Source organism: Streptomyces sp. NPDC060002, from assembly GCF_042737245.1.
In the GTDB taxonomy this organism is placed as follows: Bacteria; Actinomycetota; Actinomycetes; order Streptomycetales; family Streptomycetaceae; genus Streptomyces.
In genome coordinates this window covers 34730-56874 of sequence record NZ_JBHWUW010000014.1, presented here as the reverse complement: position 1 = coordinate 56874, position 22145 = coordinate 34730, and the positions used below count along the sequence as shown (strand labels likewise).

25 protein-coding genes are annotated in these 22145 nt (G+C 72.0%); 10 read left to right on the top strand and 15 right to left on the bottom strand.

Features of this window, described 5'->3' with window-relative positions:
• The first annotated feature begins 43 nt into the window (after positions 1-43).
• A complete protein-coding gene (gene lnt, locus ACFWBD_RS15500; RefSeq protein ID WP_385667099.1) occupies positions 44-1615 on the top strand; it encodes an apolipoprotein N-acyltransferase in 1572 nt (523 codons plus the stop codon).
• Here lnt and ACFWBD_RS15495 read toward each other — a convergent pair.
• On the bottom strand, positions 1533-2444 hold the full coding sequence (locus ACFWBD_RS15495; protein WP_385667098.1) for a Gfo/Idh/MocA family protein: 912 nt from the start codon (positions 2442-2444) through the stop codon (positions 1533-1535). The two genes, lnt and ACFWBD_RS15495, sit on opposite strands and share 83 nt — an antisense overlap.
• A gap of 216 nt (positions 2445-2660) precedes the next feature.
• Between ACFWBD_RS15495 and ACFWBD_RS15490 the strand changes: the two genes are divergently transcribed.
• Together ACFWBD_RS15490 and ACFWBD_RS15485 are read left to right on the top strand one after the other, a co-directional pair.
• A complete protein-coding gene (locus ACFWBD_RS15490) occupies positions 2661-3173 on the top strand; it encodes a DinB family protein (protein ID WP_385667097.1) in 513 nt (170 codons plus the stop codon).
• Positions 3174-3285: 112 nt separating this feature from the next.
• Complete coding sequence (locus ACFWBD_RS15485; RefSeq protein WP_385667096.1) at positions 3286-3759, top strand: hypothetical protein; 474 nt, start codon at positions 3286-3288, stop codon at positions 3757-3759.
• Between the two features lie 72 nt (positions 3760-3831).
• On the opposite strand, the gene ACFWBD_RS15480 is transcribed toward ACFWBD_RS15485, so the two are convergent.
• The 7 genes from ACFWBD_RS15480 to ACFWBD_RS15450 form a co-directional block, all read right to left on the bottom strand.
• A complete protein-coding gene (locus tag ACFWBD_RS15480; RefSeq protein ID WP_385667095.1) occupies positions 3832-4332 on the bottom strand; it encodes a hypothetical protein in 501 nt (166 codons plus the stop codon).
• A 154-nt stretch (positions 4333-4486) separates the two neighbouring features.
• On the bottom strand, positions 4487-5179 hold the full coding sequence (ung, locus tag ACFWBD_RS15475) for a uracil-DNA glycosylase (RefSeq protein ID WP_385667094.1): 693 nt from the start codon (positions 5177-5179) through the stop codon (positions 4487-4489).
• 92 nt (positions 5180-5271) lie between these two features.
• The gene (locus ACFWBD_RS15470) at positions 5272-6855 is read right to left on the bottom strand and encodes an ABC transporter substrate-binding protein (protein ID WP_385667093.1); all 1584 of its coding nucleotides are present in this window, start codon (positions 6853-6855) and stop codon (positions 5272-5274) included.
• Between the two features lie 205 nt (positions 6856-7060).
• Positions 7061-7822 carry an SDR family oxidoreductase gene (locus tag ACFWBD_RS15465; RefSeq protein WP_385667092.1) on the bottom strand — a complete coding sequence of 254 codons (762 nt, stop codon included), beginning with the start codon at positions 7820-7822 and terminating at the stop codon, positions 7061-7063.
• Positions 7823-7863: 41 nt separating this feature from the next.
• Positions 7864-8625, bottom strand: a complete 762-nt coding sequence (gene fabG / locus ACFWBD_RS15460) for a 3-oxoacyl-ACP reductase FabG (protein WP_385667091.1) — start codon at positions 8623-8625, stop codon at positions 7864-7866.
• A gap of 132 nt (positions 8626-8757) precedes the next feature.
• Positions 8758-9174, bottom strand: coding sequence for a DUF3037 domain-containing protein (locus tag ACFWBD_RS15455; RefSeq protein WP_385667090.1), 417 nt, complete (start codon positions 9172-9174; stop codon positions 8758-8760).
• The gene (locus ACFWBD_RS15450; protein ID WP_385667089.1) at positions 9171-9926 is read right to left on the bottom strand and encodes a HipA family kinase; all 756 of its coding nucleotides are present in this window, start codon (positions 9924-9926) and stop codon (positions 9171-9173) included. The genes ACFWBD_RS15455 and ACFWBD_RS15450 overlap by 4 nt, the downstream gene beginning before the upstream one ends.
• A gap of 191 nt (positions 9927-10117) precedes the next feature.
• Between ACFWBD_RS15450 and ACFWBD_RS15445 the strand changes: the two genes are divergently transcribed.
• Positions 10118-10603: a Rieske (2Fe-2S) protein gene (locus ACFWBD_RS15445; RefSeq protein WP_385667088.1), complete on the top strand. Its 486-nt coding sequence runs from the start codon at positions 10118-10120 to the stop codon at positions 10601-10603.
• Here the strand turns inward: ACFWBD_RS15445 and ACFWBD_RS15440 are convergent.
• Positions 10590-11237: a cysteine hydrolase gene (locus ACFWBD_RS15440; RefSeq protein ID WP_385667087.1), complete on the bottom strand. Its 648-nt coding sequence runs from the start codon at positions 11235-11237 to the stop codon at positions 10590-10592. The two genes, ACFWBD_RS15445 and ACFWBD_RS15440, sit on opposite strands and share 14 nt — an antisense overlap.
• Positions 11238-11369: 132 nt before the next feature.
• On the opposite strand from ACFWBD_RS15440, the gene ACFWBD_RS15435 reads away from it, so the two are divergent.
• The gene (locus tag ACFWBD_RS15435) at positions 11370-11837 is read left to right on the top strand and encodes a pyridoxamine 5'-phosphate oxidase family protein (RefSeq protein WP_385667086.1); all 468 of its coding nucleotides are present in this window, start codon (positions 11370-11372) and stop codon (positions 11835-11837) included.
• Between the two features lie 6 nt (positions 11838-11843).
• Here the strand turns inward: ACFWBD_RS15435 and ACFWBD_RS15430 are convergent, their stop codons facing one another.
• On the bottom strand, positions 11844-12746 hold the full coding sequence (locus ACFWBD_RS15430; protein WP_385667085.1) for a LysR family transcriptional regulator: 903 nt from the start codon (positions 12744-12746) through the stop codon (positions 11844-11846).
• A 74-nt stretch (positions 12747-12820) separates the two neighbouring features.
• On the opposite strand from ACFWBD_RS15430, the gene ACFWBD_RS15425 reads away from it, so the two are divergent.
• Positions 12821-13753 (top strand): DMT family transporter, encoded by a 933-nt coding sequence (locus ACFWBD_RS15425; protein WP_385667084.1) that lies wholly within the window; start codon positions 12821-12823, stop codon positions 13751-13753.
• A 550-nt stretch (positions 13754-14303) separates the two neighbouring features.
• Here the strand turns inward: ACFWBD_RS15425 and ACFWBD_RS15420 are convergent.
• Positions 14304-15635, bottom strand: coding sequence for an aminotransferase class I/II-fold pyridoxal phosphate-dependent enzyme (locus ACFWBD_RS15420; protein WP_385667083.1), 1332 nt, complete (start codon positions 15633-15635; stop codon positions 14304-14306).
• 35 nt (positions 15636-15670) lie between these two features.
• Between ACFWBD_RS15420 and ACFWBD_RS15415 the strand changes: the two genes are divergently transcribed.
• Complete coding sequence (locus ACFWBD_RS15415; RefSeq protein WP_385667082.1) at positions 15671-16354, top strand: pyridoxamine 5'-phosphate oxidase family protein; 684 nt, start codon at positions 15671-15673, stop codon at positions 16352-16354.
• On the top strand, positions 16354-16986 hold the full coding sequence (locus ACFWBD_RS15410; protein WP_385667081.1) for an FMN-binding negative transcriptional regulator: 633 nt from the start codon (positions 16354-16356) through the stop codon (positions 16984-16986). Before ACFWBD_RS15415 ends, ACFWBD_RS15410 begins: the two co-directional genes overlap by 1 nt.
• A 250-nt stretch (positions 16987-17236) precedes the next feature.
• On the opposite strand, the gene ACFWBD_RS15405 is transcribed toward ACFWBD_RS15410, so the two are convergent.
• Both ACFWBD_RS15405 and ACFWBD_RS15400 read right to left on the bottom strand, forming a co-directional pair.
• Entirely contained in the window at positions 17237-18241 is a 1005-nt protein-coding gene (locus ACFWBD_RS15405; protein ID WP_385667080.1) for a DMT family transporter, read from the bottom strand.
• Between the two features lie 96 nt (positions 18242-18337).
• On the bottom strand, positions 18338-18898 hold the full coding sequence (locus ACFWBD_RS15400) for a Clp protease N-terminal domain-containing protein (RefSeq protein WP_385667079.1): 561 nt from the start codon (positions 18896-18898) through the stop codon (positions 18338-18340).
• A 263-nt stretch (positions 18899-19161) separates the two neighbouring features.
• Between ACFWBD_RS15400 and ACFWBD_RS15395 the strand changes: the two genes are divergently transcribed.
• A complete protein-coding gene (locus ACFWBD_RS15395) occupies positions 19162-19590 on the top strand; it encodes an SRPBCC family protein (RefSeq protein ID WP_385555411.1) in 429 nt (142 codons plus the stop codon).
• A gap of 76 nt (positions 19591-19666) precedes the next feature.
• On the opposite strand, the gene ACFWBD_RS15390 is transcribed toward ACFWBD_RS15395, so the two are convergent.
• Positions 19667-20293: a PadR family transcriptional regulator gene (locus ACFWBD_RS15390; RefSeq protein ID WP_385667078.1), complete on the bottom strand. Its 627-nt coding sequence runs from the start codon at positions 20291-20293 to the stop codon at positions 19667-19669.
• Positions 20294-20411: 118 nt separating this feature from the next.
• Here ACFWBD_RS15390 and ACFWBD_RS15385 point away from each other — a divergent pair, with 118 nt between their 5' ends.
• Positions 20412-21215 (top strand): SDR family NAD(P)-dependent oxidoreductase, encoded by an 804-nt coding sequence (locus tag ACFWBD_RS15385; protein WP_385667077.1) that lies wholly within the window; start codon positions 20412-20414, stop codon positions 21213-21215.
• Positions 21216-21280: 65 nt separating this feature from the next.
• Here ACFWBD_RS15385 and ACFWBD_RS15380 read toward each other — a convergent pair whose 3' ends face one another.
• On the bottom strand, positions 21281-22120 hold the full coding sequence (locus ACFWBD_RS15380; RefSeq protein ID WP_385667076.1) for a class II glutamine amidotransferase: 840 nt from the start codon (positions 22118-22120) through the stop codon (positions 21281-21283).
• Between the last annotated feature and the right edge of the window lie 25 nt (positions 22121-22145).

The window sequence follows — 22145 nt, the reverse complement described above, 5'->3', positions numbered from 1 at the left end:
GCGCGCACACTGGAGACACCCCCAGCGGGTAGGGAGGTGTCGTATGAAGACCTTCGGACACTGGCTCACCTCCCCCTGGCGGCGTACGGCCGTCGCGGCTCTCGCGGGCGCGCTGCCCGTGCTCGCCTTCCCCGCGCCGGCTCTGTGGTGGTGGGCCTTTTTCGCACTCGTCCCGTGGATCCTGCTCGCCCGCTCCGCGCCGACGGCGAGGCGGGCCGCGTACGACGGGTGGAGCGGGGGGTTCGGTTTCATGCTGGCCATGCACCACTGGCTGCTGCCGAGCCTGCACGTGTTCACCCTGGTGATCGCCGCGCTGCTGGGCGCCCTGTGGGCTCCGTGGGCGTGGCTGGTTCACCGGTTCCTCACCGCCGACAGGGTCCCCGGCCGGGGGCGGGTGTTCGCCGCGCTGCTGGTCCTGCCGTCGGGCTGGCTGGCGATCGAGCTCGTCCGCTCCTGGCAGGGGCTCGGCGGGCCGTGGGGCATGCTCGGGGCCAGTCAGTGGCAGGTGGAGCCCGCGTTGCGGCTCGCCTCCGTCGGCGGGGTGTGGCTGCTCAGCTTCCTGGTGGTGGCGGTCAACGTGTCGGCCGCCGTCCTGGTCTGCGTTCCGGCGTCCCGGGCCCCGGCCGTCGCCGGTCTCGTCGCCACCGCCGCCACGGCCTCGGCCGCGTGGATATGGGCGCCGCGCCCCGACGCGGACGGGCAGGCCCGGATCGCCGTCGTGCAGCCGGGGGTGATCGACGGCCCCGACAACCGCTTCGACCGCGAGGAGCAGCTGACCCGGCGGCTGGTCGGGCAGGACGTCGACCTGATCGTGTGGGGCGAGAGCAGCGTCGGCTACGACCTCGACGACCGGCCCGACCTGGCCCGGCGCCTGGCGGAGTTGTCCCGCGTCACCGGCGCCGACATCCTCGTCAACGTCGACGCCCGCCGTTCCGACCGGCCCGGCATCTACAAGAGCTCGATGCTCATCGGGTCCGAGGGCCCGACCGGCGACCGGTACGACAAGATGCGGCTGGTTCCGTTCGGCGAGTACATACCGGCCCGTTCTCTGCTCGGCTGGGCCACCTCCGTCGGCAAGGCGGCCGGCGAGGACCGGCGGCGCGGCACCGAGCAGCTCGTGATGGACGCCGGGCACGGGCTGCGCGTCGGGCCGATGGTGTGCTTCGAGACGGCGTTCCCCGACATGAGCCGGCACCTCGCCGGGGACGGCGCGGACGTGCTGGTCGCGCAGTCGTCGACCTCCTCCTTCCAGTGGAGCTGGGCGCCCGCGCAGCACGCCTCGCTGGGTGCGCTGCGCGCCGCGGAGACCGGGCGGCCGTTCGTCCACTCCACCCTCACCGGCGTCTCGGCCGTGTACGACGCGAGTGGCCGGCGGGTCGGCTCGTGGCTGGGCACGGACGCGAGTACGACGGCCGTCTACGACGTCCCGCTCGCCGACGGCGTCACCCCGTACGTCCGGTACGGCGACTGGCCGGTCCATGGGGCCCTGCTGGTGCTGCTGGCCCTCGCGCTCGCCGAGGGCGCGCGGGCGGTCAGGCTGCGGCGGACCGCTCCCGCACCGCTCGTACCACCCGCTCGCACAGCTCGTGAGTCGCCAGCGCGTCCCGGGCGCTGAGCACCTTGCCCGCGCGCACGGCGTCCAGGAAGGCGAGTACCGCCTGCTCGATGCCGCGCTGCCGGGCCACCGGCACCCAGTCGCCGCGCCGCCGCACGGTCGGCTGCCCCTTGTGGTCGATCACCTCGGCGAGGTTGACCACCTGGCGCTTGGTGTCCTGCCCGGACACCTCGAGGATCTCCTCGTTGGAGCCGCTGAGCCGGTTCATCACGCCGAGCGCGGTGAAGCCGGGTCCGGCGAGCTGGAGGACGACGTGGTGCAGCAGGCCGTCCTCCACGCGGGCGCGCACGGTCACGTCGTCGACCGGGCCCGGCACCAGGAAGCGCAGCGTGTCGACGACGTGGATGAAGTCGTCGAGGATCATCGTGCGGGGTTCCTCGGGGAGCCCGACCCGGTTCTTCTGCAGGAGGATCAGTTCGCGCGGGTGGTCGGCGCACTGCGCGTAGCCGGGCGCGAGGCGCCGGTTGAAGCCGACGGCGAGGGACACGTTCCGCGCCTCCGCGAGCGTGACGAGCCGCTCCGAGTCGGCGAGTTCGTAGGCGAGGGGCTTGTCCACGTACGTCGGGACGCCGGCCTCCAGCAGCCGGGAGACGATCTCGGGGTGAGCGGCGGTGGGCGCGTGCACGAAGGCGGCGTCGAGGCCGGCGGCGAGGAGCGCGTCGAGGTCGTGATGGCGCTGCCCGTGGGGCAGGCGGAGGCTGTCGGCGACCCGGTCGAGGGTGGCCGGCGTGCGGGTCTGGAGGTGGAGCTCGACCCCGGGCAGCGCGCCGAGGACCGGCAGATAAGCCTTCTGCGCGATGTCGCCGAGTCCGATGCAGCCGACCTTCACGGGCGCTCCCTCGCTAGCTGTCCTACCGCCTGGCCTACCCTGTACGGCAGCATACGGGGCCCCTCCCCGGCCGCCGCCCGCCGGTCCGCGACGCCCGCGGGCGGCCGAGCCCGCAGGAGGTGCGCGGGCGCCCGGGGGGTCTCGAGGGTGGGCCCGGCGGCTCCGTCGAGGGAAATCCCGTGGTGGCGGAGGGCGGCGGGGAGCCACTGTGCGGGCATGACCACACAGCGCACCGGACCCGCTCAGAACGCCGACGAACGCGCCATGCTGGAAGGATGGCTGGACTACCACCGGCAGACCCTGGCGTGGAAGTGCGAGGGGCTCACCGACGCCCAGTTGCGCACGGCCTCGGCGCCGCCGTCCGAGCTGTCCCTGATGGGCCTCGTGCGGCACATGGCGGAGGTGGAGCGCAGTTGGTTCCGCACCGTGCTCGTGGGCGACGACGCCGGCCCGCTCTACCGCAGCGACGAGGACCGGCACGGCGCGTTCCGTCTCACCGGGCAGGACACCTGGGCGGAGGCTCACGCCGCCTGGCAGGCCGAGATCGAGGTCGCCCGGCGGTACGCGGCGGGCTTCGCCCTGGCCGAGCTCTCCCACGGTCGGAGCAGGTTCACCGACGAGCCGTTCAGTCTGCGCTGGATCTACACCCACATGATCGAGGAGTACGCCCGTCACAACGGCCACGCCGATCTGATCCGTGAGCGCATCGACGGTGTCACCGGCGGGTGACCGTCAGCGCGGACGGGCCCGCTCCCTCGTACGGGGTGCGGGATCACCCGTGCGGGGCAAGCTCCGTGGCTCCGCTGTTGCTCCGGCGCGCGGAACCAGCAGAGTTGCGCGGGTGCATCGAACGACGACGACTACCGCAGCGCTCCTGGTCACCGTGGCCGTCTCGGCCCTCGCGGGATGCGTGACCATCCAGCACCCGGCCGTGCCCGGTCCCGTCCTCGCACCCTCCCGGCCGTCCGTTCCGCAACCGGAGGGGCGGGCCGAGGTGCAGGTCGTGCAGGCTCCGGCCCGTGAGGCGCTGGAGAGGGTCGGGCCGTCCCGGAAGCCGCAGCCGGCGCAGCGGCGGCGGACGGCGGCGGTGCCGGGGGTCGGCGGTGCCGGCCAGCCGCCCTCGTCCCGTTCCCGTCCGCACACCCGGCCGACCCGCCCAAAGGCCCCACGGCACGCGCTGCCGCGGGTGGGGATCCCGGACGTGGAGGCGGAGGTGCGCAGGAACACCGATGTGTGCGCGCTCGGCAGGACGTACGGCGGATGGCAGGGCGACAGCCCGGAAGCGTCGATCTGCGCGCAGGCCTACGGGCGGTGAGGGCCACGAGCCGGCCTGCGGACGGCCAGGGTCACGAGCCGTGGGCGTCGGGGGACGACAGACCCGCCGGTCTCACCATCCCCGCTCCCACTCGCCCCACCCCTCCCACTCCCCCTCGCCTTCGCTCTCCCCCAGTCTCAGTTCCATCCGGCTGATCGCCGCCCGTACGCCGTCCCCGTAGCTGTCGTCCCTCAGTGCCACGGCTGCCGTACGGGCCCTGCGCACATGGGTACGGGCGGCCTCGGCGCGGCCGAGTTTGACGTAGTCCGCCGCCAGGTTGAGGTGCAGTGACGGGTAGAGCGCCCGCACCTCGACCGAGCCCTCGTGCTCGTCCGCCGCCGTCAGCGCCCGCAGGTCCCACGCCAGCTCGTCCGAGGGGTCGTCGTGGGTGTCGGCCAGGTAGTGGGCGAGGGTGCAGCGGTGCAGCGGGGCACCGCCCTCGCCGAGCTCCGTCCACAGGTCGAGGAGTCGTCGCCGGGCCTCCTCACGGTCTCCCCCGTGGTGCAGCATCACGACCTGCCCGATCCGCGTCAGCAGGGCGTCCGGCGCCGTCTGCCCCTGTCGCTCCGCCACCTCGGCCTCCTTGCGTCGTTGCGACGACGCTAGCCGCAGGTCTCCGCAATCCCGGTCAGGCGGCACCGTGCCGGTCCGTGGAGGAACCGGCCCGGCGGCAGACGGCAGGCCGGGGCCGTGTCAGGTCGGGTCGGACCCGTCGGGTCGCCCCAGGTCAGACCTGGTCGGCCAGGTTCGGGATCGTCCAGTCGATCGGCTCGTGGCCCTGCAGTGCCACGGCCTCGTTGATCTGCGTGAACGGGCGGGAACCGAAGAACTTCTTCGCCGACAGCGGCGAGGGGTGGGCGCCCTTGACGACGATGTGCCGGGTCTCGTCGATGAGCGGGAGCTTCTTCTGCGCGTAGTTGCCCCACAGGACGAAGACTGCCGGGTCGGGCCGGTCGGCCACCGCGCGGATCACCGCGTCCGTGAACTTCTCCCAGCCCTTGCCCTTGTGTGAGTTCGCCTCGCCGGAACGGACCGTGAGGACCGCGTTGAGCAGCAGGACGCCCTGCTGCGCCCACGGCATCAGGTAGCCGTTGTCCGGGATGGGCGTCTGCAGCTCCGCGTGCATCTCCTTGTAGATGTTCCGCAGGGACGGCGGGATCTTCACTCCCGGCCGCACCGAGAAGCACAGGCCGTGTCCCTGGCCCTCGCCGTGGTAGGGGTCCTGGCCGAGGACGAGCACCTTCACCCGCTCGTACGGCGTCGCGTCGAGCGCGGCGAAGACCTCCTCGCGCGGGGGGTAGACGGGACCGGCCGCCCGCTCCTCCTCGACGAACTCCGTCAGCTCCTTGAAGTAGGGCTGCTGGAGCTCGTCGCCCAGAACCCCGCGCCAGGACTCGGGCAGCATGGCGATGTCGGTCACGTCAACGTCCTTGTGTCGTGCGGTCACTTGCAGAGCACAGAACCTACAGGCGACCACCGACAACCGGCCCCGCGGACCGGTTCACCGACCGCCTACCAGCTGGTCTTCCGCGTCAGTTCCCACATCATCATGATCGTCGACGGGTCCAGTGACCGCTCGCCGCCCGAGACGTCCTCGGACGAGGCCAGGTACTGCTTGCCCTGCCACAGCGGGAGCAGCCGGGCGTCGTCGACGAGGATCTGCTGGGCCTCCTCGAAGTCCTGCACCACGTTGGCTCGGTCGCTCTCCCCGCGGGAGCGGGGCAGCAGCACCTGTGTGATCTCCTTCGCCGGGTAGGGCGTACCGAGCGCGTTCTGATCGCCGACGAAGGGGGCGATGAAGTTGTCCGCGTCGGGGAAGTCCGGGGCCCAGCCGCGCCCGAACACCGGGTACTCGCCCTTCTGGTAGCCGACCACGTAGGTGTTCCAGGGGCGGCTCTTCAGCTTGACCGAGAACAGGCCCGAGGCGTCCAGCTGCCGCTTGATCTCCTTGAACTCGAGGGCGGTGTCGGAGCCGTAGCGGTCGGTGGTGTACCAGAGGGTGAGCGGGACGGTCTCGGTGATCCCCGCCTCGGTGAGGATCTTGCGGGCCTTGGCGGTGTCGGGGTCGCCGAAGGAGTCGAAGAAGCCGGTGGTGTGGCCGGTCAGGCCGGACGGGACCATGGAGTACAGCGGCTCGACCGTGTCCTTGTAGACCTCGTGGGCGATCGCGGCCCGGTCCACGACCTGGGCCACGGCCCGGCGCACGGCGACCTTGTCGGACCACGGGTCCTTGGGGTTGAACACCAGGTAGTTGATGTTGCTGCCGGCGCCCTCGATGAGCTGGAGGCCCTCGTTGGCGGCGCTCTTGGTGTCCAGGTCGACGATGTCGTCGGCGGCGAGGCCCTGGTAGGTGATGTCGATGTCCTTGGCGCGCAGGGCCTTGACCATCTCGCCGGAGTCCTGGAAGTAGCGGATGGTCACCGCGTCGTTCTTGCGGTCGGCGAAGCCCTCGTAGTTGTCGTTGCGTACCAGTACGGCCTGCTTGCCCTCTTCGTAGGACTGCAGCCGGTACGGTCCGGAGCCGACGATGCCGTCGCCCTTGCGCAGCGCCTTCGCGGAGTAGTCGTCGGGGTCGACGAGGGACATGCCGGGGGTGGCGAGCACGAAGGGGAAGGTGGCGTCGGCCTTGTTGAGCCGGAAGAGCACCACCTGGTCGCCCTTCGTCTCGATGCTGTCCAGGCTGCCCAGGAGTCCGTTGGGGCCGGTTTCGGCGTTGATCGTCCTGATCCGGTCGATCGAGTGCTTCACGGCCTTCGCGTCGAGCTTGTCGCCGTTGGAGAACTTGAGGCCGTCGCGCAGTTCGCACTTGTACGTGCGGTTCGAACTGTCCGTGAACTCACAGGACTTGGCGGCGTCCGGCTGGGGGCTCGTCGCCCCGTTGGGGTAGCTCAGCAACGTCTGGTAGATGTTGCGGAAAAGCTCCCAGGAGCCGTCCCAGGCGGCGGCGGGATCGAGCGTGCTGGGAGCACTGGTGGTGCCCACGACGATCGGTCCGGCATCGTCGGAGCTCTCCTCTCCCAGGAGGCTGCATCCGGCCACCAGGGATATGGACACGATCGCCGCCATCTGCTGCAAGGATCGGTTCCGGTTGAACACGCGCACGCTCCTCGATCTGCCATGCCAAGGGTTGGCAGACCATACCGCAGCCCCAGGCGCCGTGAACCCGCACCCTTGAACACTTCTTGATCACTTTGGGGTGACTACGTTGTCATCGTCCTCGTGACGCCGGAACGACGACACGGGCGCCGTTTCCGTCAGGAAACAGCGCCCGTGTCGGTGTCCAATTCAAGCCATGCCGGGGTCAGCCCACGCCGGCGTTGAGGAAGATTCCGCCGTCGACGACGAGCGTCTGGCCGGTGATCCAGTCCGACTGCCCCGAGGTGAGGAACGCGGCGGTGTTGCCGATGTCGGAGGGCACACCGAGCCGGGCGAGCGGATAGGCGGCGGCCGCCTCCTCCTCGCGGCCCTCGTACAGGGCCTGGGCGAACTTCGTCTTCACCACGGCCGGGGCGATCGAGTTGACCCGCACCCGCGGCGCGAACTCGTGCGCCAGCTGCTGGGTCAGGTTGATCATGGCGGCCTTGCTGATGCCGTACGCACCGATGAAGGGCGAGGCGGAGAGTCCCGCGACGGAGGCGATGTTGACGATCGCGCCGCCGTTGTCCTTCTGCCAGGCGTGCCAGGTCCGCTGCGCGAAGCCGAGCGCGGAGACCACGTTGGTCTCGAAGACCTTGCGGGCCACGTCGAGGTCGAGGTCGGCGATCGGCCCGAACACCGGGTTCGTACCGGCGTTGTTGACCAGGTAGTCGACGCGGCCGAAGGCCTCCATCGTGCGCTCGACGGCGACGGCCTGGTGCGCCAGGTCGTGCGCCTTGCCGGCGACGCCGATGACCCGGTCGGCGCCGAGCCGCTCGACGGCCTCCTTGAGCGCGTCCTCGTTGCGGCCGGTGATGCAGACCCGGTCGCCGCGGGCGACGAGTGCCTCGGCGACGCCGTAGCCGATACCGCGGCTGGCGCCCGTGACGAGGGCGACCTTGCCGGAGAGTGCGGGCAGTTCAGTCATGTTCGTGATCCCCAGTGCTTCCTAGTGCTCCCTGGTGGGCTTTAGTCGAGCGGTCCGCCGGCGACGTACAGCACCTGACCGGAGACGAAGCCGGCGGCCTCGTTCGTGAAGAAGGCGATCGCGTTGGCGATGTCGTCGGGCTCGCCGACGCGCGCGACCGGGATCTGGGTGGCGGCCGCGGCCTTGAACTCCTCGAAGCCCATGCCGACCCGGGCGGCGGTCGCGGCGGTCATGTCGGTCGCGATGAAGCCGGGGGCGACGGCGTTGGCGGTGATGCCGAACTTGCCGAGCTCGATGGCGAGGGTCTTGGTGAAGCCCTGGAGACCGGCCTTGGCGGCGGAGTAGTTGGCCTGGCCGCGGTTGCCGAGCGCCGAGGAGGACGAGAGGTTGACGACCCGGCCGAAGCCGGCGTCGACCATGTGCTTCTGGACGGCCTTGGTCATCAGGAACGAGCCGCGCAGATGCACGCCCAGGACGGTGTCCCAGTCGGCGACGCTCATCTTGAACAGCAGGTTGTCGCGGAGCACGCCCGCGTTGTTGACGAGGATCGTCGGCGCCCCGAGCTCCTCGACGACGCGCGCGATCGCCGCCTCGACCTGGGCCTCGTCGGAGACGTCGGCGCCGACCGCGATGGCCCTGCCGCCCGCCGCGGTGATCTTCTCGACGGTGTCCTTGCAGGCGGCCTCGTCGAGGTCGACGACCGCGACCGCGCGGCCTTCCGCGGCCAGCCGTACGGCGGTGGCGGCTCCGATGCCGCGCGCCGCGCCCGTGACCACGGCGACCCGCTGCTCAGTGGTGGACATTGCTGGTTCTCCTCGCCCTTGAGAAAATCTGGATGCGCCCGAGTGGTGAGCGACCGCTTAGTACCTTCGGCAGACGTGACGCTAGAAGCCCTGGCACCCGGTGTCAACGCCACACGGCGCGGGTGTGATCCATTACCTCACCAGCAGTTCGAGCAGCCGCTCCGTCTCGGCGGCGGGATCCATCGTGAGCCCCGTGTGGACGGGGCCCGGCTGGACGATCGTCGAGCGGGGCGCGATCAGCCAGCGGAAGCGGCGTCCGGCGTCGTCGTGCGCCGCCTGTCCGGCCGCCGCGCCGCCCGCGCACACGCCCTCGACCGCCCGCAGCGCGGCCCGCACCCCGGCCACGTCGGCGTCCGGGTCCAGCGCCAGCAGCTTCGCCTCGTCGAGGTGGGTGCGGGCGCCGACGTAGTCCTGGCCGCGGCAGTACACCAGCACGCCGGCGTTGACGCACTCGCCGCGCTCGACGCGCGGTACGACGCGCAGCAGGGCGTACTCGAAGACGTCCCGGTCGCCGCCCTGGCCCGGCCGGATGATGTGGCGCTCGGTCACTTGGTCCCCTTGATGCGGTCGTGGATGACGGCGGCGCGGGCGAGCAGGGGCGCCGCGTAGGCCCGGCGGAGCGCGTCCGGGGTGTCGAAGCCCGGCTCGTCCGCCAGCCAGACGTCGGGGATCTCGGCGGTGACCTCGGCGAGGAGGTCGGCGGTGATCAGCGGCGCCAGGTCCGCCGCCGCGGCCGCCACGTCCGGTCCGAACGCGGTGAGCGCGTGGTCGGAGGCGTCGTAGGGGCGGGCCGCGGAGGCCTCGGCGGTGGGCCAGTTGTGCTGCCAGATCATGGTGGCGCCGTGATCGACGACCCACAGGTCGCCGCGGTGCACCAGCAGGTTGGGGTTGCGCCAGGAGCGGTCGACGTTGTTCACGAGCGCGTCGAACCAGACGATCCGGCCGGCCTCCTCGGAGGTCACCGGGAAGGCGAGCGGGTCGAAGCCGAGGGCGCCGGAGAGGAAGTCCATGCCGAGGTTGGTGCCGCCGCTGGACTTCAGCAACTCCTGTACCTGCTGGTCGGGTTCGCCGAGTCCGAGCACGATGTCGAGCTCCACGGTCACCAGGCGGGGCACCCGGAAGCCGAGCCTGCGGGCGAGTTCGCCGCAGACGACCTCGGCGACGAGCGTCTTGCGGCCCTGCCCGGCGCCGGTGAACTTCATGACGTACAGACCGAAGTCGTCGGCCTCGACGAGTCCCGGCAGGGATCCGCCCTCACGCAAAGGGGTGACGAAGCGGGTCGCGGTGACTTCCTTGAGCATCGCCCCAGGCTACTGGGCCTGGGACGATGCGGGGCCGACAGCTCCGCGACAGCTCAGGCTTACGCCGCACTCATCTCGAACGGGTCAATATCTCGACACTGTCCGGACTTGGCGGGGGTGCTGAACGAGTGGCGCTCGCGGCTCGTACCTCTCGGCAGATCCACGCACTCCCCTGGAAGGGAACCTCCAGCATGACCAGCGCATCGATCAAGTCCTCGTCGGGGCCTGCCCGCCGTACCGTCGTGGCAGCCGCCGGAGCCGCGGGACTCTCCGTCGCGCTGACCGCGTGCGGAGGCTCCGACGACGACTCGTCGAGCTCGTCCGCCTCGGCCGGCACGTCGGAGGCCGCGAGCACCGGCGGCACGGGCGGCGGGGACAACGCCGCGGCCGGCGCCGCGCTCACCACCACCGCCGACATACCCGAGGGCGGAGGCAAGGTGTTCGACTCCGAGAAGGTGGTCGTCACGCAGCCGACGGCGGGCACGTACAAGGCGTTCTCCGCCGTCTGCACCCACCAGGGCTGCGCGGTGAAGAGCATCTCCGACGGCGTGATCAACTGCCCCTGTCACAACAGCAACTTCTCGATCACGGACGGCAGCGTGAAGAGCGGTCCCGCGCAGAAACCGCTGCCCGAGGTGTCGATCACCGTCAGCGGCGACTCGATCACGCTGGCCTGACGGCCGGTCGCCGGAGGCAGGCCAGCACCTCGTCCGTGGTCGCGACCGTAGCGACCAATGCGAGGGTGTGGCGGATCATCGCGGGGGTGTAGTCGGCAGGCACCCCGGCGATGGCGTCCGACGGCACGACGGCCGTGTAGCCCCGGTTGACGGCGTCGAAAACGGTGTTCGGGATCGCCACGTTGGCCGAGACGCCGGTCACGACCAGGGTGCGACAGCCCAGGTTGCGCAGCAGGGCGTCGACGTCGGTGCCCTGGACCGGCGACAGCCCGTGCAGCCGTCGTACCACGAGGTCCTGCTCGGCCACCTCGATCGGAGGCGCCAGGCGGGTCGCCTCGGTACCGGTGAGCTGCTGGACGGGAAGGCGCTCGGCCGCGCGGAACAGCCGGGCGTTGCGGTTGGCGCCCCGGCCGTCGGGGCGGCGCTCGGCGACGGCGTGCACGACCTGGAGGCCGCTCGCGTGGGCGGCCGCCACCAGCCGGGCGACGTTGGCGAGGGCCCCCGACTCCCGGGCCGCACGGGCGAGCTGGGGCAGCGCGGCACCGGGTCCGACGACGCCCTGCTGGCACTCCACCGTGATCAGGACGGTGCTCGCCGGGTCGAGGAGGGCGCTGAGCTGTTCGTACGACGGCATGACTCCCCCTGGCGTCGGTGTGGAGCGGGCGACAGTAACCGCCATTGCGCGCGGAAGGAAGAAGACCCATGCTTTCCTGACGGTGTTTCAGGAGAGCGGTACGTACCCACAAGAAAAGAATGAGGGGGCCGGATGACCGTCACTCAGCGCCGGGGCCGGAAGATCATGATGTCGCCGGGTGAACTGGACGCGTTCCTCACCCTCCAGCGGACCTGCCGGGTCGCGACCGTGTCCACCGACGGCGCCCCGCACGTCAGCGCCCTGTGGTTCCTCTGGGACGGCTCCGCGTTGTGGCTGTACTCGGTCGTGCGCAGCAAGCGCTGGGCGGACCTGAACCGCGATCCGCGGGTAGCGATCGTGATCGACACGGGCGAGGAGTACGACGCGCTGCGGGGCGTGGAGCTGTCCGGCGTCGTGGAGTTCGTGGGCGAGAGTCCGCGCACCGGGGAGCTGTGTGCGGAACTCGACGCCGTGGAGACGCTGTTCGCACGCAAGAACTTCGGCCTGGACGCCATGCCGCACGACGGCCGGCACGCGTGGGTGCGGCTGACACCGGCGAAGATCGTGTCGTGGGACTTCCGCAAGCTGGGCGGCCTGTAGGGCCGTTCAGCCCACGGCCTGCCCCGCGGCCTTGAGCGCCTCGACCGCCGCCCGGATCGACGGGCGGCGGTCGGCGTCCGCCCTCCAGAGCACGTACACGTGCCGGCGCACCCGCTGTCGCAGGGGGACCGTCACGACGCCCTCGGGCACCGGGTGACGTCCGAGCAGCGGCGCGATGCAGACGCCGAGTCCGGCGGCCACCAGCCCGAGTTGGGTGTGCGTCTCGGCCGCCCGGTGCCCGACGATCGGCTCGACGCCCCGCGAGCGCAGCGTGAACATCAGCCACTCGTGACAGAACTCGCCCTCGCCCCAGGTGATCCACTCGTCCTCGGCGAACTCCCCGAGGTCCACCTCGTCCCGGCCCGCGAGGGGGTGCCCGGCCGGCATCGCGACATCGGCGGGATCGTCCAGGATGGGCGCCTTGACCAGGCCGTCCGGCACCGGCATCGGCTTGTTGTACCAGTCCAGGACGACGGCGAGGTCGAGGTCGCCGCGGACCACGCCGGCCACCCCGCGCTCCGGTTCCAGCTCGCACGAGCGCAGCCGCAGCCCCGGGTGCGCCTTGCGCAGCTCGGCGAGCGCGACGGGAAACAGCCCGCGTGCCGCGGTCGGGAACGCGGAGAGCCGCAGCTCCCCCACCACCTGCCCGCGCTGGGCCTCCAGATCCGACTGGGCGAGCTCGACCTGCGACAGGATCCGGGAGGCGTGGTCGGCGAGCAGCCGCCCCGCGTCCGTGAGCCGCACCCCTCGCCCCTGCTTCGCGAGGAGCCGCTGCCCGACCTCCCGTTCCAGCTTGGCCATCTGCTGCGAGACGGCCGAGGTGGTGATGTGCAGCCCCGTGGCGGCTCCGCTGACCGAGCCGTGCCGGGCCAGGGCGTCGAGGGTGCGCAGGCGCTCCAGGTTCAACATGTAAGTGATGCTACGAGGTATCGCTTGAATATTCTCGATTGTGTGACGAGACGATGTACAGCATCGTTACGCTCATGACTGCTGTCACCGCCCCGGCCCGGACCTCCCCACGAGTCCCCGCCCGCCCCCGCCGCACCCTCGACTGGCGACTGCGCTTCGGCGTGCTGTCGCTGATCTGGGGCTTCAGTTTCCTGCTCATCAAGGTGGGCACCGACGGCTACGCACCCTTCCAGGTCACCCTGGGCAGGCTGCTGTTCGGCACGGCGGTCCTGGCGGTCGCGATGGTGGTGAAGCGCGAGCGGCTGCCGCGCGGGGCCCGCACCTGGGCGCATCTGACGGTGGCGGCGTTCCTGCTCAACGCCCTGCCCTTCTCCCTGTTCGCCTACGCCGAGCTGACCATTCCCTCCACCCTGGCCGGGATCTGCAACGCGACCTCGCCCCTGTGGGGCATGGCCCTGTCCCTGGTGGCGCTGTCGGAGGACCGGCCGACCCGGCTGCGCGTCGCGGGCCTCGGCCTCGGCTTCCTGGGCGTCCTGACGGTCCTGGGCGCCTGGCAGGGCTTCCACGGCCTGGACGCCCGGGGCACGACCCTGGCCCTGCTGGCCTCGCTCAGCTACCCGATCGGCTGGATCTACCTCCGCCGCACCCTGGCGAACACCGGCTCCTCGGCCCTGTCGATGACCGGTGGGCAGCTTCTGCTGGCCACGCTCCAACTGGCCGTCGTCACCCCGCTGTTCACCACCCTCCCGAGCCGTTTCCCGCTGGTCCCGCTGCTCGCCACGGCCGCCCTGGGCGCGCTCGGCACGGGCCTCGCCCTGCTGATCCAGTACGGCCTGGTCACGGAGGTCGGCCCGACGACGGCCCAGATGGTCACCTACTTCATCCCCGTCATCGCGACGGCGGCGGGCGTCGCGATCCTCGGCGAGCCGCTGAGCTGGTCGACCCCGGTGGGCGCGGCGATCGTCCTGGCGGGAGCGGCACTGACCCAGGCGCGAGGCAGGTCCTGAACCCAGGCGCGGGGCAGGTCCTGAGCCCGCGCGGGGCAGATGCTGAACCAGGCGCGGGGCAGGTCCTGAAGCCAGGCGCGAGGCAGGTCCTGAAGCCAGGCGCGAGGCAGGTCCTGAAGCCAGGCGCGAGGCAGGTCCTGAAGCCAGGGCATGGTGCCGGGCCCCCGAGACGCGGGGGCCGCACCGGCCTGCGGCCCGGCCGCACGGGCGCGACAAGCCGCGATGAACCGGGCCACCCCTTCAGGCGCCGCCCGGCGCGGGAGGCAGCACGCCCGGCGCGAGGACCGCGGCACACCCTCCGCCGGGGCGGGGGCGCCCGGCAAGGGGACCGCACCGCCCCGAGCGAGAACGACAGCGCCCGGCAAGGAGCGGCAGCGCCCTGCGCGGGGACGAGAGCCCGCACGGAGACGCCCCGCACGAGGAGGACAGCCCGCACGGGGGCGGCAACGCCCCGCACGAAGACGACAGCGTCGGCGTCTCCGGCACACGGGTGCGGGAACCCACGGCGACCCGGCACCCGCCGACACCGCCCCCGCAGCGCTTCCCCGCCCTAGACGTATCCGCGCGCGCCGCCCACCCGGACCGCGGAGGCGACGGCGTCCGCCAGCGGGCCGACCTCCTCCTGGCCGAGCGTCGACACGGTGATCCGGATCCCGGGCGGAGCCTCGATCCGAAACCGCGCCCCGGGCGCGACGGCCCACCCCGCCTGGAGCAACCGGGCGACGGCCCCCGTCTCGTCCGGCACGGGAATCCACACGTTCATCCCACTGCGGCCACGCGCCTCGACCCCCCGCCCGGCCAGCGCCGTGATCAGCGCGTGCCGCCGGCTCCCGTACGCCTCGGCCACCGCCCGCGCGTCCACCGCCCCGTCGGCCCACAGCCGCAGCACCGCCCGCTGGGTGATCCGGCTGACCCACCCGGGGCCGAGCCGCTGCCGGCCGCGAACCCGGTCGAGGGTGACCTCGTCCCCGGTGAACACGGCGAACCGCAGGTCGGGGCCGTACGCCTTGGCCACCGAGCGCACGAACGCCCAGTGCCGGGTGACGCCCGCGAGGGGGTGCAGCGGGAGGTCGACGATCCCATGCCCGTGGTCGTCCTCGACGAGCACGGTGCCCGGGTGCGCCCGCAGCACGGCACGCAGGGCACGCGCGCGTGCCGCACTCACCGCCGCGCCGGTCGGGTTCTGCGCCCGGTCGGTGACGATCAGGGCGCGCGCCCCGGCCTCCAGAGCACGACGCACGTGCTCGGGCAGCGGCCCGTCGTCGTCGACGCCGACCGGAACCGGGCGCAGCCCGAGCGCCGGGACGAGGTCGAGCAGGGAGCCCCAGCCGGGATCCTCGACGGCCACGGTGTCGCCCGGCCTCACATGCGCGGCGAGGACGCGTTCGATCGCGTCCAGCGAACCGGAGGCGACGGCCACGGGTCCGGCCGGCACACCGTCCGCGTCCAGTGCGGCCCGCGCCAGCCGCGCCAGTTCGGGCTCCAGCGGAGGGTGCCCGTACAGGACCGGCTCCCGGTCGCCCTGCGCGGCGGCCCACGCGAACGCGGGCGCCAGCGGTGGCAGCAGCGCCGTGTCCGGGTTGCCGGCGGCCACGTCCCGTACGCCCTCCGATACCTCGACCCGGAGGAACTCGCGCCCGGTCGTGGCGGGCTTCGACCGCACCCGGCTGCCCCGCCGGCCGTCGGTCTCGATCACCCCGCGCTCCCGCAGGGTGCGATACGCGGCCGCGACGGTGTTCGGGTTCACCCCCAACGCGGTCGCCAACTCCCGCATGGGCGGAAGAAGTTGCCCCGGACCCAGCTCACCCGCGCCCACCGCCGCCTCGATGCTCGCGGAAATGTCCGCTGCACGCCGGCCTTTGATCGGATATTCTCCTAGCACAAAGTCTATTATGCACTAGTGCAATGGAGAACGCCATGCAGGGGACCCCGGAGACGACGACACGCACCGCCGCCTACACCCCCACCGACCGCACGATCCCCACGCGGTCCGCGCAGAAGGCCTCGTACGACAGGGATCTCGTGCACGCGATACTCGACGAGGGCTACGTCTGCCACCTCGGCTTCGTCCGCGACGGCGCTCCGGTCGTGCTGCCGACCCTGTACGGCAGGGTCGGCGAGACGCTCTACGTGCACGGCTCCACGGGTTCGCGTCCGCTGCGGATGACGGGACAGGCGGACCCGGGGCTGCCGGTGTGCCTGACGGTGACGCATGTCGACGGTCTGGTGCTGGCCCGCTCGGCCTTCCACCACTCGATCAACTACCGCTCGGTCGTGGTGCACGGCATCGCGTACGACGTGACGGACCCGCAGGAGAAGCGCACCGCGCTCGACGCCCTAGTCGACCATGTGGTCCCGGGCCGGGCCGCCGACTCGCGCCCCGCCAACAGGAAGGAACTGGCGGCGACCGCGGTGATCCGCCTCGATCTGAACGAGGTCTCGGCCAAGACCCGCACCGGCGGGGTGAACGAGGAACCGGAAGATCTCGGCCTCCCCCACTGGGCCGGCGTGGTCCCGCTGCGCAAGGGCTACGACGCGCCCCTCCCGGACGGCGACCTCGCCCCCGGCATCGTGCTCCCCGACTACCTCGCGGTGCCGTGATGCTCATCCACCCCTGGGACGCGCCCCACGACGACGGCGAGTGGCGCACCTGGCTGTCCGTCCACGACTTCGGCCAGCTCGCGGTCAACGGCCCGGCGGGCGAGCCCCCGTTCGTCCAGCCGCTGCACTTCGCCTACGACCCCGCCACGGGCGAGGCCGTCACCCACCTGGCCCGGCCCAACCCCCTGTGGCCCGCCCTGGAGGCGGACCCGACCGTGATCCTGAGCGTGGTCGACGACTATGTGTTCGTACCCGGCCCGTGGCAGGCACCGCCGGGTGCCCCCGCCGAGCACGGCACCCCGACGAGCTTCTACGCGGCGGTCCAGCTCCGCTGTACGGCGCACATCGTGGACGATCCGACCGCCAAGGCCGAGCTGCTCGAACGCCAGCTGGGCCACTTCCAGCCGGAGGGCGGCTCCGCCCGGCCCACGGTCGGCGAGGCACCGTACGGCCGTCTGCTCTCCGGCATCCGTGGTGTCCGGCTCGCAGTGACCGGCGTACGTGCGAAGTTCAAGTACGCGGCACACCGGCCGAGCGAGACCCAGGACCGCATCGCCGCCGGCCTGGCCGCCCGCGGCGGCCTACGCGACGCGGCGGCCGGCGAGCACCTGTCTCGACGACGGCAGGCGTGACCGCGCGAGGTGACGTACGGGACGGCGCGAGAAGGGCGGGCGCCCGCCCCGCGCCCGCCCCTGCCACCGGGCCTGGCCGGCTTGACGAGACGAGGTGTCCCGGGCCCGTCAGGCTGCCGCCGGGGTACCCCGTGACGCCGAGAGTGACGGACCGGTGACCGGATCGGTGACCCGACCGGCGACCGGACGGCTCGCCCCAGGCGGCCGGGGCCCGGCCGGAACGCGTGCGTACGACGGGGTGATCGGGAGCCTAGGCGGCCGTTCCACGGGCCGACAGCTCCCGTTCGGGACTGCCGCCGGCCACCGGCTCCGAGCCGCCCTTGGCCGGCGCGGACGACTGCGCGATGAAGGCGCCCAGGAGAACCACCGCCCCGCCCACGATCTGCGGCGCCGACAGGTGCTCGCCGAGCAGCACCCATGCCAGCACCGTCGCGATGACCGCCTCCAGACAGGCCACCACGCCCGCGACCTGGGGAGAGAGCCGGCGCACGGAGACCACGCCGGTGACGTACGCGACCACCGTCGCGATGAGCACGATCCAGGCGAGCAGCAGCCAGGCGGAGACCTCGGTGCCGTTCATGCCGGCGGTGTGCGCGAGCACGGACCAGTTCATGCCCCAGGGGCGGGAGACGGCGGTCAGGACGACGGCACCCACGAGGAGGCCGTACGCGATGACACCGAGTGGATCGGGTGCGTCGTCCCCGGAGTCGCTGCCCTGGTCGGACAGGACGAAGTAGCCGACCTGGCAGCAGGCGGCCGCGAGCGCGAGCAGCAGTCCGACGGCATCGAAACTCAGCCCCGACCAGACCTCGACGACACAGGCCAGCCCACCCACCGCGAGGACCACGCCGAGCGCGGCGGCGCGTGTCACCGGACGCCGCTGCACGAACCGCACCCAGCCGAGCACCAGCGCGGGCGCGAGGTACTCGACGAGCAGCGCCACACCGACCGGGATGCGGGAGATCGCGGCGAAGTAGAACGCCTGCACCCCGGCCACGCCGAGCAGACCGAACCCGGCGAGCAGTGCCGGGCGGGTGCGCAGCAGCGCACGGTGCCGTACGGCGAGCGGCAGCATCACCAGGGCCGCGCCGGTCACCCGCAGCCACACCACGTGCAGCGGATCGAGGCCCGCCTCGATCAGCGGCTTGGCCGCGACCCCGGATCCGCCGAAGGCGATGGCCGACCCGATCGCCAGACCGAGCCCGATGCCCTTTCCGCGCTTGACCTCACTGCTCACAGACGTATGCACCGGCACATGATGACAGGCGAGGACATGAGCGTCATCCCCGTTGACACCTGTCTCATCGGCTGGACGGCCCCGGCCGTCGGGCGAGGGCGGGCCGGAGCGGGCTCAGTAGGCGCCTTCGCCGCCTCCGGCGCGGACCTCGCGCTCCTGCGGACCGTCCTCGATGCGTGCGCGCAGCAGATGGACGTCGACGGCGGCGTGGGTCAGCACCTCGACGGCCCGCGCCTGCGGGTCCGCGACGATCGCCGCGAGCAGGTCGACGCCCCGGGCCGGCGCTCCGTCGCGCCGGGCGGCCCGCACGCGCGCGTGCTCCAGCGCGGCCGCGGCCAGCGGGGAGAAACCCTCGACGACGGTCACTACGGGCAGGGCCCCGGAGTCCTCGACTCCGCTCTGCCAGCGCAGGCCGTAGCCGATGCTGCGCTGGACGAGATAGCCGAGCAGCCGGGCGAGCTGGGGTCCGCCGTCGAAGGCGGCGCGCACCTGGGGGTCCTGCTCCAGGAGCGAGTGCAGCAGGTGGGCGGTGTCGATCTGCCGGTCCCCGTCCCGCACCGCCCTGCGGCGGGCGGCGGCGAGCGCCGCAGCGGGCTCGGCGGCGAGCCTGGGGTCGTCGTCCATGCCGTGCGCCGCCGGGTTCTGGGGCGACTGCCGGGAAGTACGGGATTGCACAACCCCACCCCATCAGCCCCGGCCGGGTGCGGTCATCCCCGGCGGGGAGCATCTTCGCGTCCCACACAGAGCGGACCCAGGCCGTCGGAATCTCCTCCCTACGGATGAGATCAGGCCGATTCCCCGCCGGGGCGCACGCCAGGTGCGTCGCGGACGCACCCCTCCACACTTCCTGACGGTTCGTCAGTATTGAATGTTCGAGGCCCTGGAGCTACCTTCCGCGACACCGCAGCCCGAGTTGCCCGACACGAAGAGGTGGTCGCATGGCCGAAGTCAGCGCGGAGGCACGCATCCAGGCACCGGCCGACAAGGTGTGGGCCCAGCTCACCGACTGGCCGACGCACGGAGAGTGGAACGCGACCCACACCAACTTCCCCAAGGGCGGCCCCGAGACCCTCGAAGTGGGCGCGACCTTCCAGGAGAACATGAAGCTCATGGGCTTCCCGGCCGAGGTCGAGTGGACCGTGGCGGAACTGGAGCCCGCCCGGGTGCTCGCCATCCGCGGGAAGGGCCCGATGGCGGTGTCCGTCGCCACCCGCTACACCCTGACCCCCGACGGGGACGCCACGACGGTCCGCATCGACGGCGAGTTCACCGGCGCGGCCGTGTCGCTGATGGCGGGCAGGCTCAAGGACTCGGGCACGGCCGCACTCAACGAGTCGCTGCGCAAGCTGGGCGGACTGGTCGCCTGAACCGGGCGAGGCGCACGGCACACGAAGGCGCCCCGCGGATGACTCCGCGGGGCGCCTCGGCATCGCCGTACGGCGATCAGTCCTCGTCGGCGAGGATCAGGTACAGCTTCTTACGGGCGTCGTTGATGACCGTGAGCGCCTTCTCGCGCTGCTCCTTGCTGCCGGTCTTCCAGACCTGCCCGAAGGCCTCCATCAGCCCGAAGCCGGCCTGGCGGATCTCACTGAGAGCCTCCCAGTCGACCCCGCGCGAGGCCTCCTCCCAGGGGGCCTCCGGGCCCTCCTCGGCGGCCGTACGGCCTTCGCCGGTGAGCGAGAACAGCTTCTTGCCGCCTTCGCTCTCGCTGCTGATCAGGCCCTCGTCCTCCAGCAGCTGGAGGGTGGGGTACACCGAGCCCGGGCTGGGCTTCCACGCCCCGCCGCTGCGCTCGGCGATCTCCTGGATCATCTCGTAGCCGTGCATGGGCCGGTCCTTGAGCAGGGCCAGGATCGAGGCCCGTACGTCACCGCGCCGCGCCCTCCCCCTGGGTCCGCCACGCCCTCGTCCGCCCCAGGGGCCACCGAAGCCCGGGCCGAAGCCGGGACCGCCCGGGCCACCCGGACCGAAGGGCCCGAAGGCCGCCCGCCGCCCGTCGAAGCCGCCACGGCCGCGGCCGCGTCGGGGGTCGTCCTGCCCATGTCCACGCTCGAATCCGTGGGTACGCATCGCAAACCACTCCTTCATTCCATCGTTGATCTGTCGCGATGCGTCAACGATATATCGGAACAGTTCGGTTGACAAGGGCCTTGCCGTCGGGGGTGTGGACGCCGTCTAGGGTGCGGACATGACATCCCGCAGCCCCTCGCACGGCACCCCGGACGCCTACCTCTCCGAACTGTTCTCGCTGGACGGCCGGGTCGCCGTGGTGACCGGCGGCAGTTCCGGCATCGGCCGGGCCATCGCCGGAGCCCTCGCCCGGGCGGGGGCGGGCGTGGTGATCGTGGCGCGCAAGGAGGCGGACCTCGCCGCCACGGTCGACGAGCTGACGGCGGACGGCTGTCGGGCGGCCTGGGTGAGCGCCGACCTGAGCACCCGGGACGGAGTGCGCGCCGCCGCAGAACAGGCGGCCGCGGTGTACGGCGAGCCCGACATCCTCGTCAACTGCGCCGGGATCAACCTGCGTCCGCCGATGAGCGAGCTGGGCGAGGAGGTGTGGGACGCCACGATGGCGGTGAACCTGGAGGCGCCCTATCTGCTGGGCCTGCGGTTCGGGCCCGGTATGGCCGAGCGCGGTTTCGGGCGGATCATCCACATCACCTCCCAGCAGGCACACCGCGCGTTCGTGCAGAGCGGCGCCTACGGCGTCTCCAAGGGCGCTTTGGAATCGCTGGCCCGCTCGCAGGCCGAGGCGTGGTCGCCGTACGGCGTCACCTGCAACACGCTGGTGCCCGGCTTCGTCCTGACCCCGCTCAACACCCGGCTGCAGTCCGACCCGGAGAAGGTGGCGGCGCTGGCCGCGCGCACGATGGTCGGACGCAACGGCCTGGCCGAGGACTTCGCCGGCGCCGCCGTGTTCCTGGCCGGCCGCTCCTCCGGTTACGTGACCGGCCAGGCACTCTTCGTCGACGGCGGCTTCTCCGTGCACTGATGACCACGGATGCCCACGGATCCCCACGTGCCGTGGGAGCGTGCGCGCCGTGGGAGTTGTGCCCGCTAGGCCGCCTGCGGGACGAAGTGGACGATGTCGTCGCCGCCGGGCTGCACCACGCCGTACGTGCTCTCGGGGACCTCGTTCCAGGCGCCGGGCAGGTCGCCCAGAGGCTCGGAGACGATGAGACGGGTCTCGTCGGAGACCTCGCGCAGGAACGTCAGGTCGGGGTGGAGCGAGCGGAGCGTCTCCACCCGGGTGCTGTAGAACAGCGAGCGTGAGGCTCCCTGGCTGGAGTAGCGGAAGGCCCACAGCCGTAGTCCGTCGGTCACGGCGACCGTCATCTGGACCGGGAACTCCACCCCGTGTGCGTGGCCGGTGCGTTCCACCAGGCCGACCATCCGCGCGACGGCGCCCGGCGGATCCTCCTCCAGGCCGAGGGTCAGCGCCAGGAAGAACATCATCTCGGAGTCCGTCGACCCCTCGATGTCGAGGAACAGCTGCGGGTCGACGGAGAGGGCGAGGTCCCGGCGCATCCGGTGGAAGTCGGCGATCGCGCCGTTGTGCATCCACATCCAGCGCCCGTGCCGGAACGGGTGGGAGTTGGTCTGCTGCACCGCCGTGCCGGTCGAGGCCCGGATGTGCGCGAAGAACAGCGGTGAGCGGACGTGACCGGCGATCTCCCGCAGATTGCGGTTGCTCCACGCCGGGCCGATCTCCCGGACGACCGCGGGAGTCCCGTCTTCCGCGTCGCCGCCGTACCAGCCGACGCCGAAGCCGTCACCGTTCGTCGTCTCCACCCCCATCTTGGAGTGCAGACTCTGGTCGATCAGCGAGTGCGCCGGCCGGTAGAGAATCGTTTCGAGCAGGACAGGGGTTCCCGAGTAGGCGAGCCAACGGCACATCGTCTACCGCCTTCCTGGTGATGCG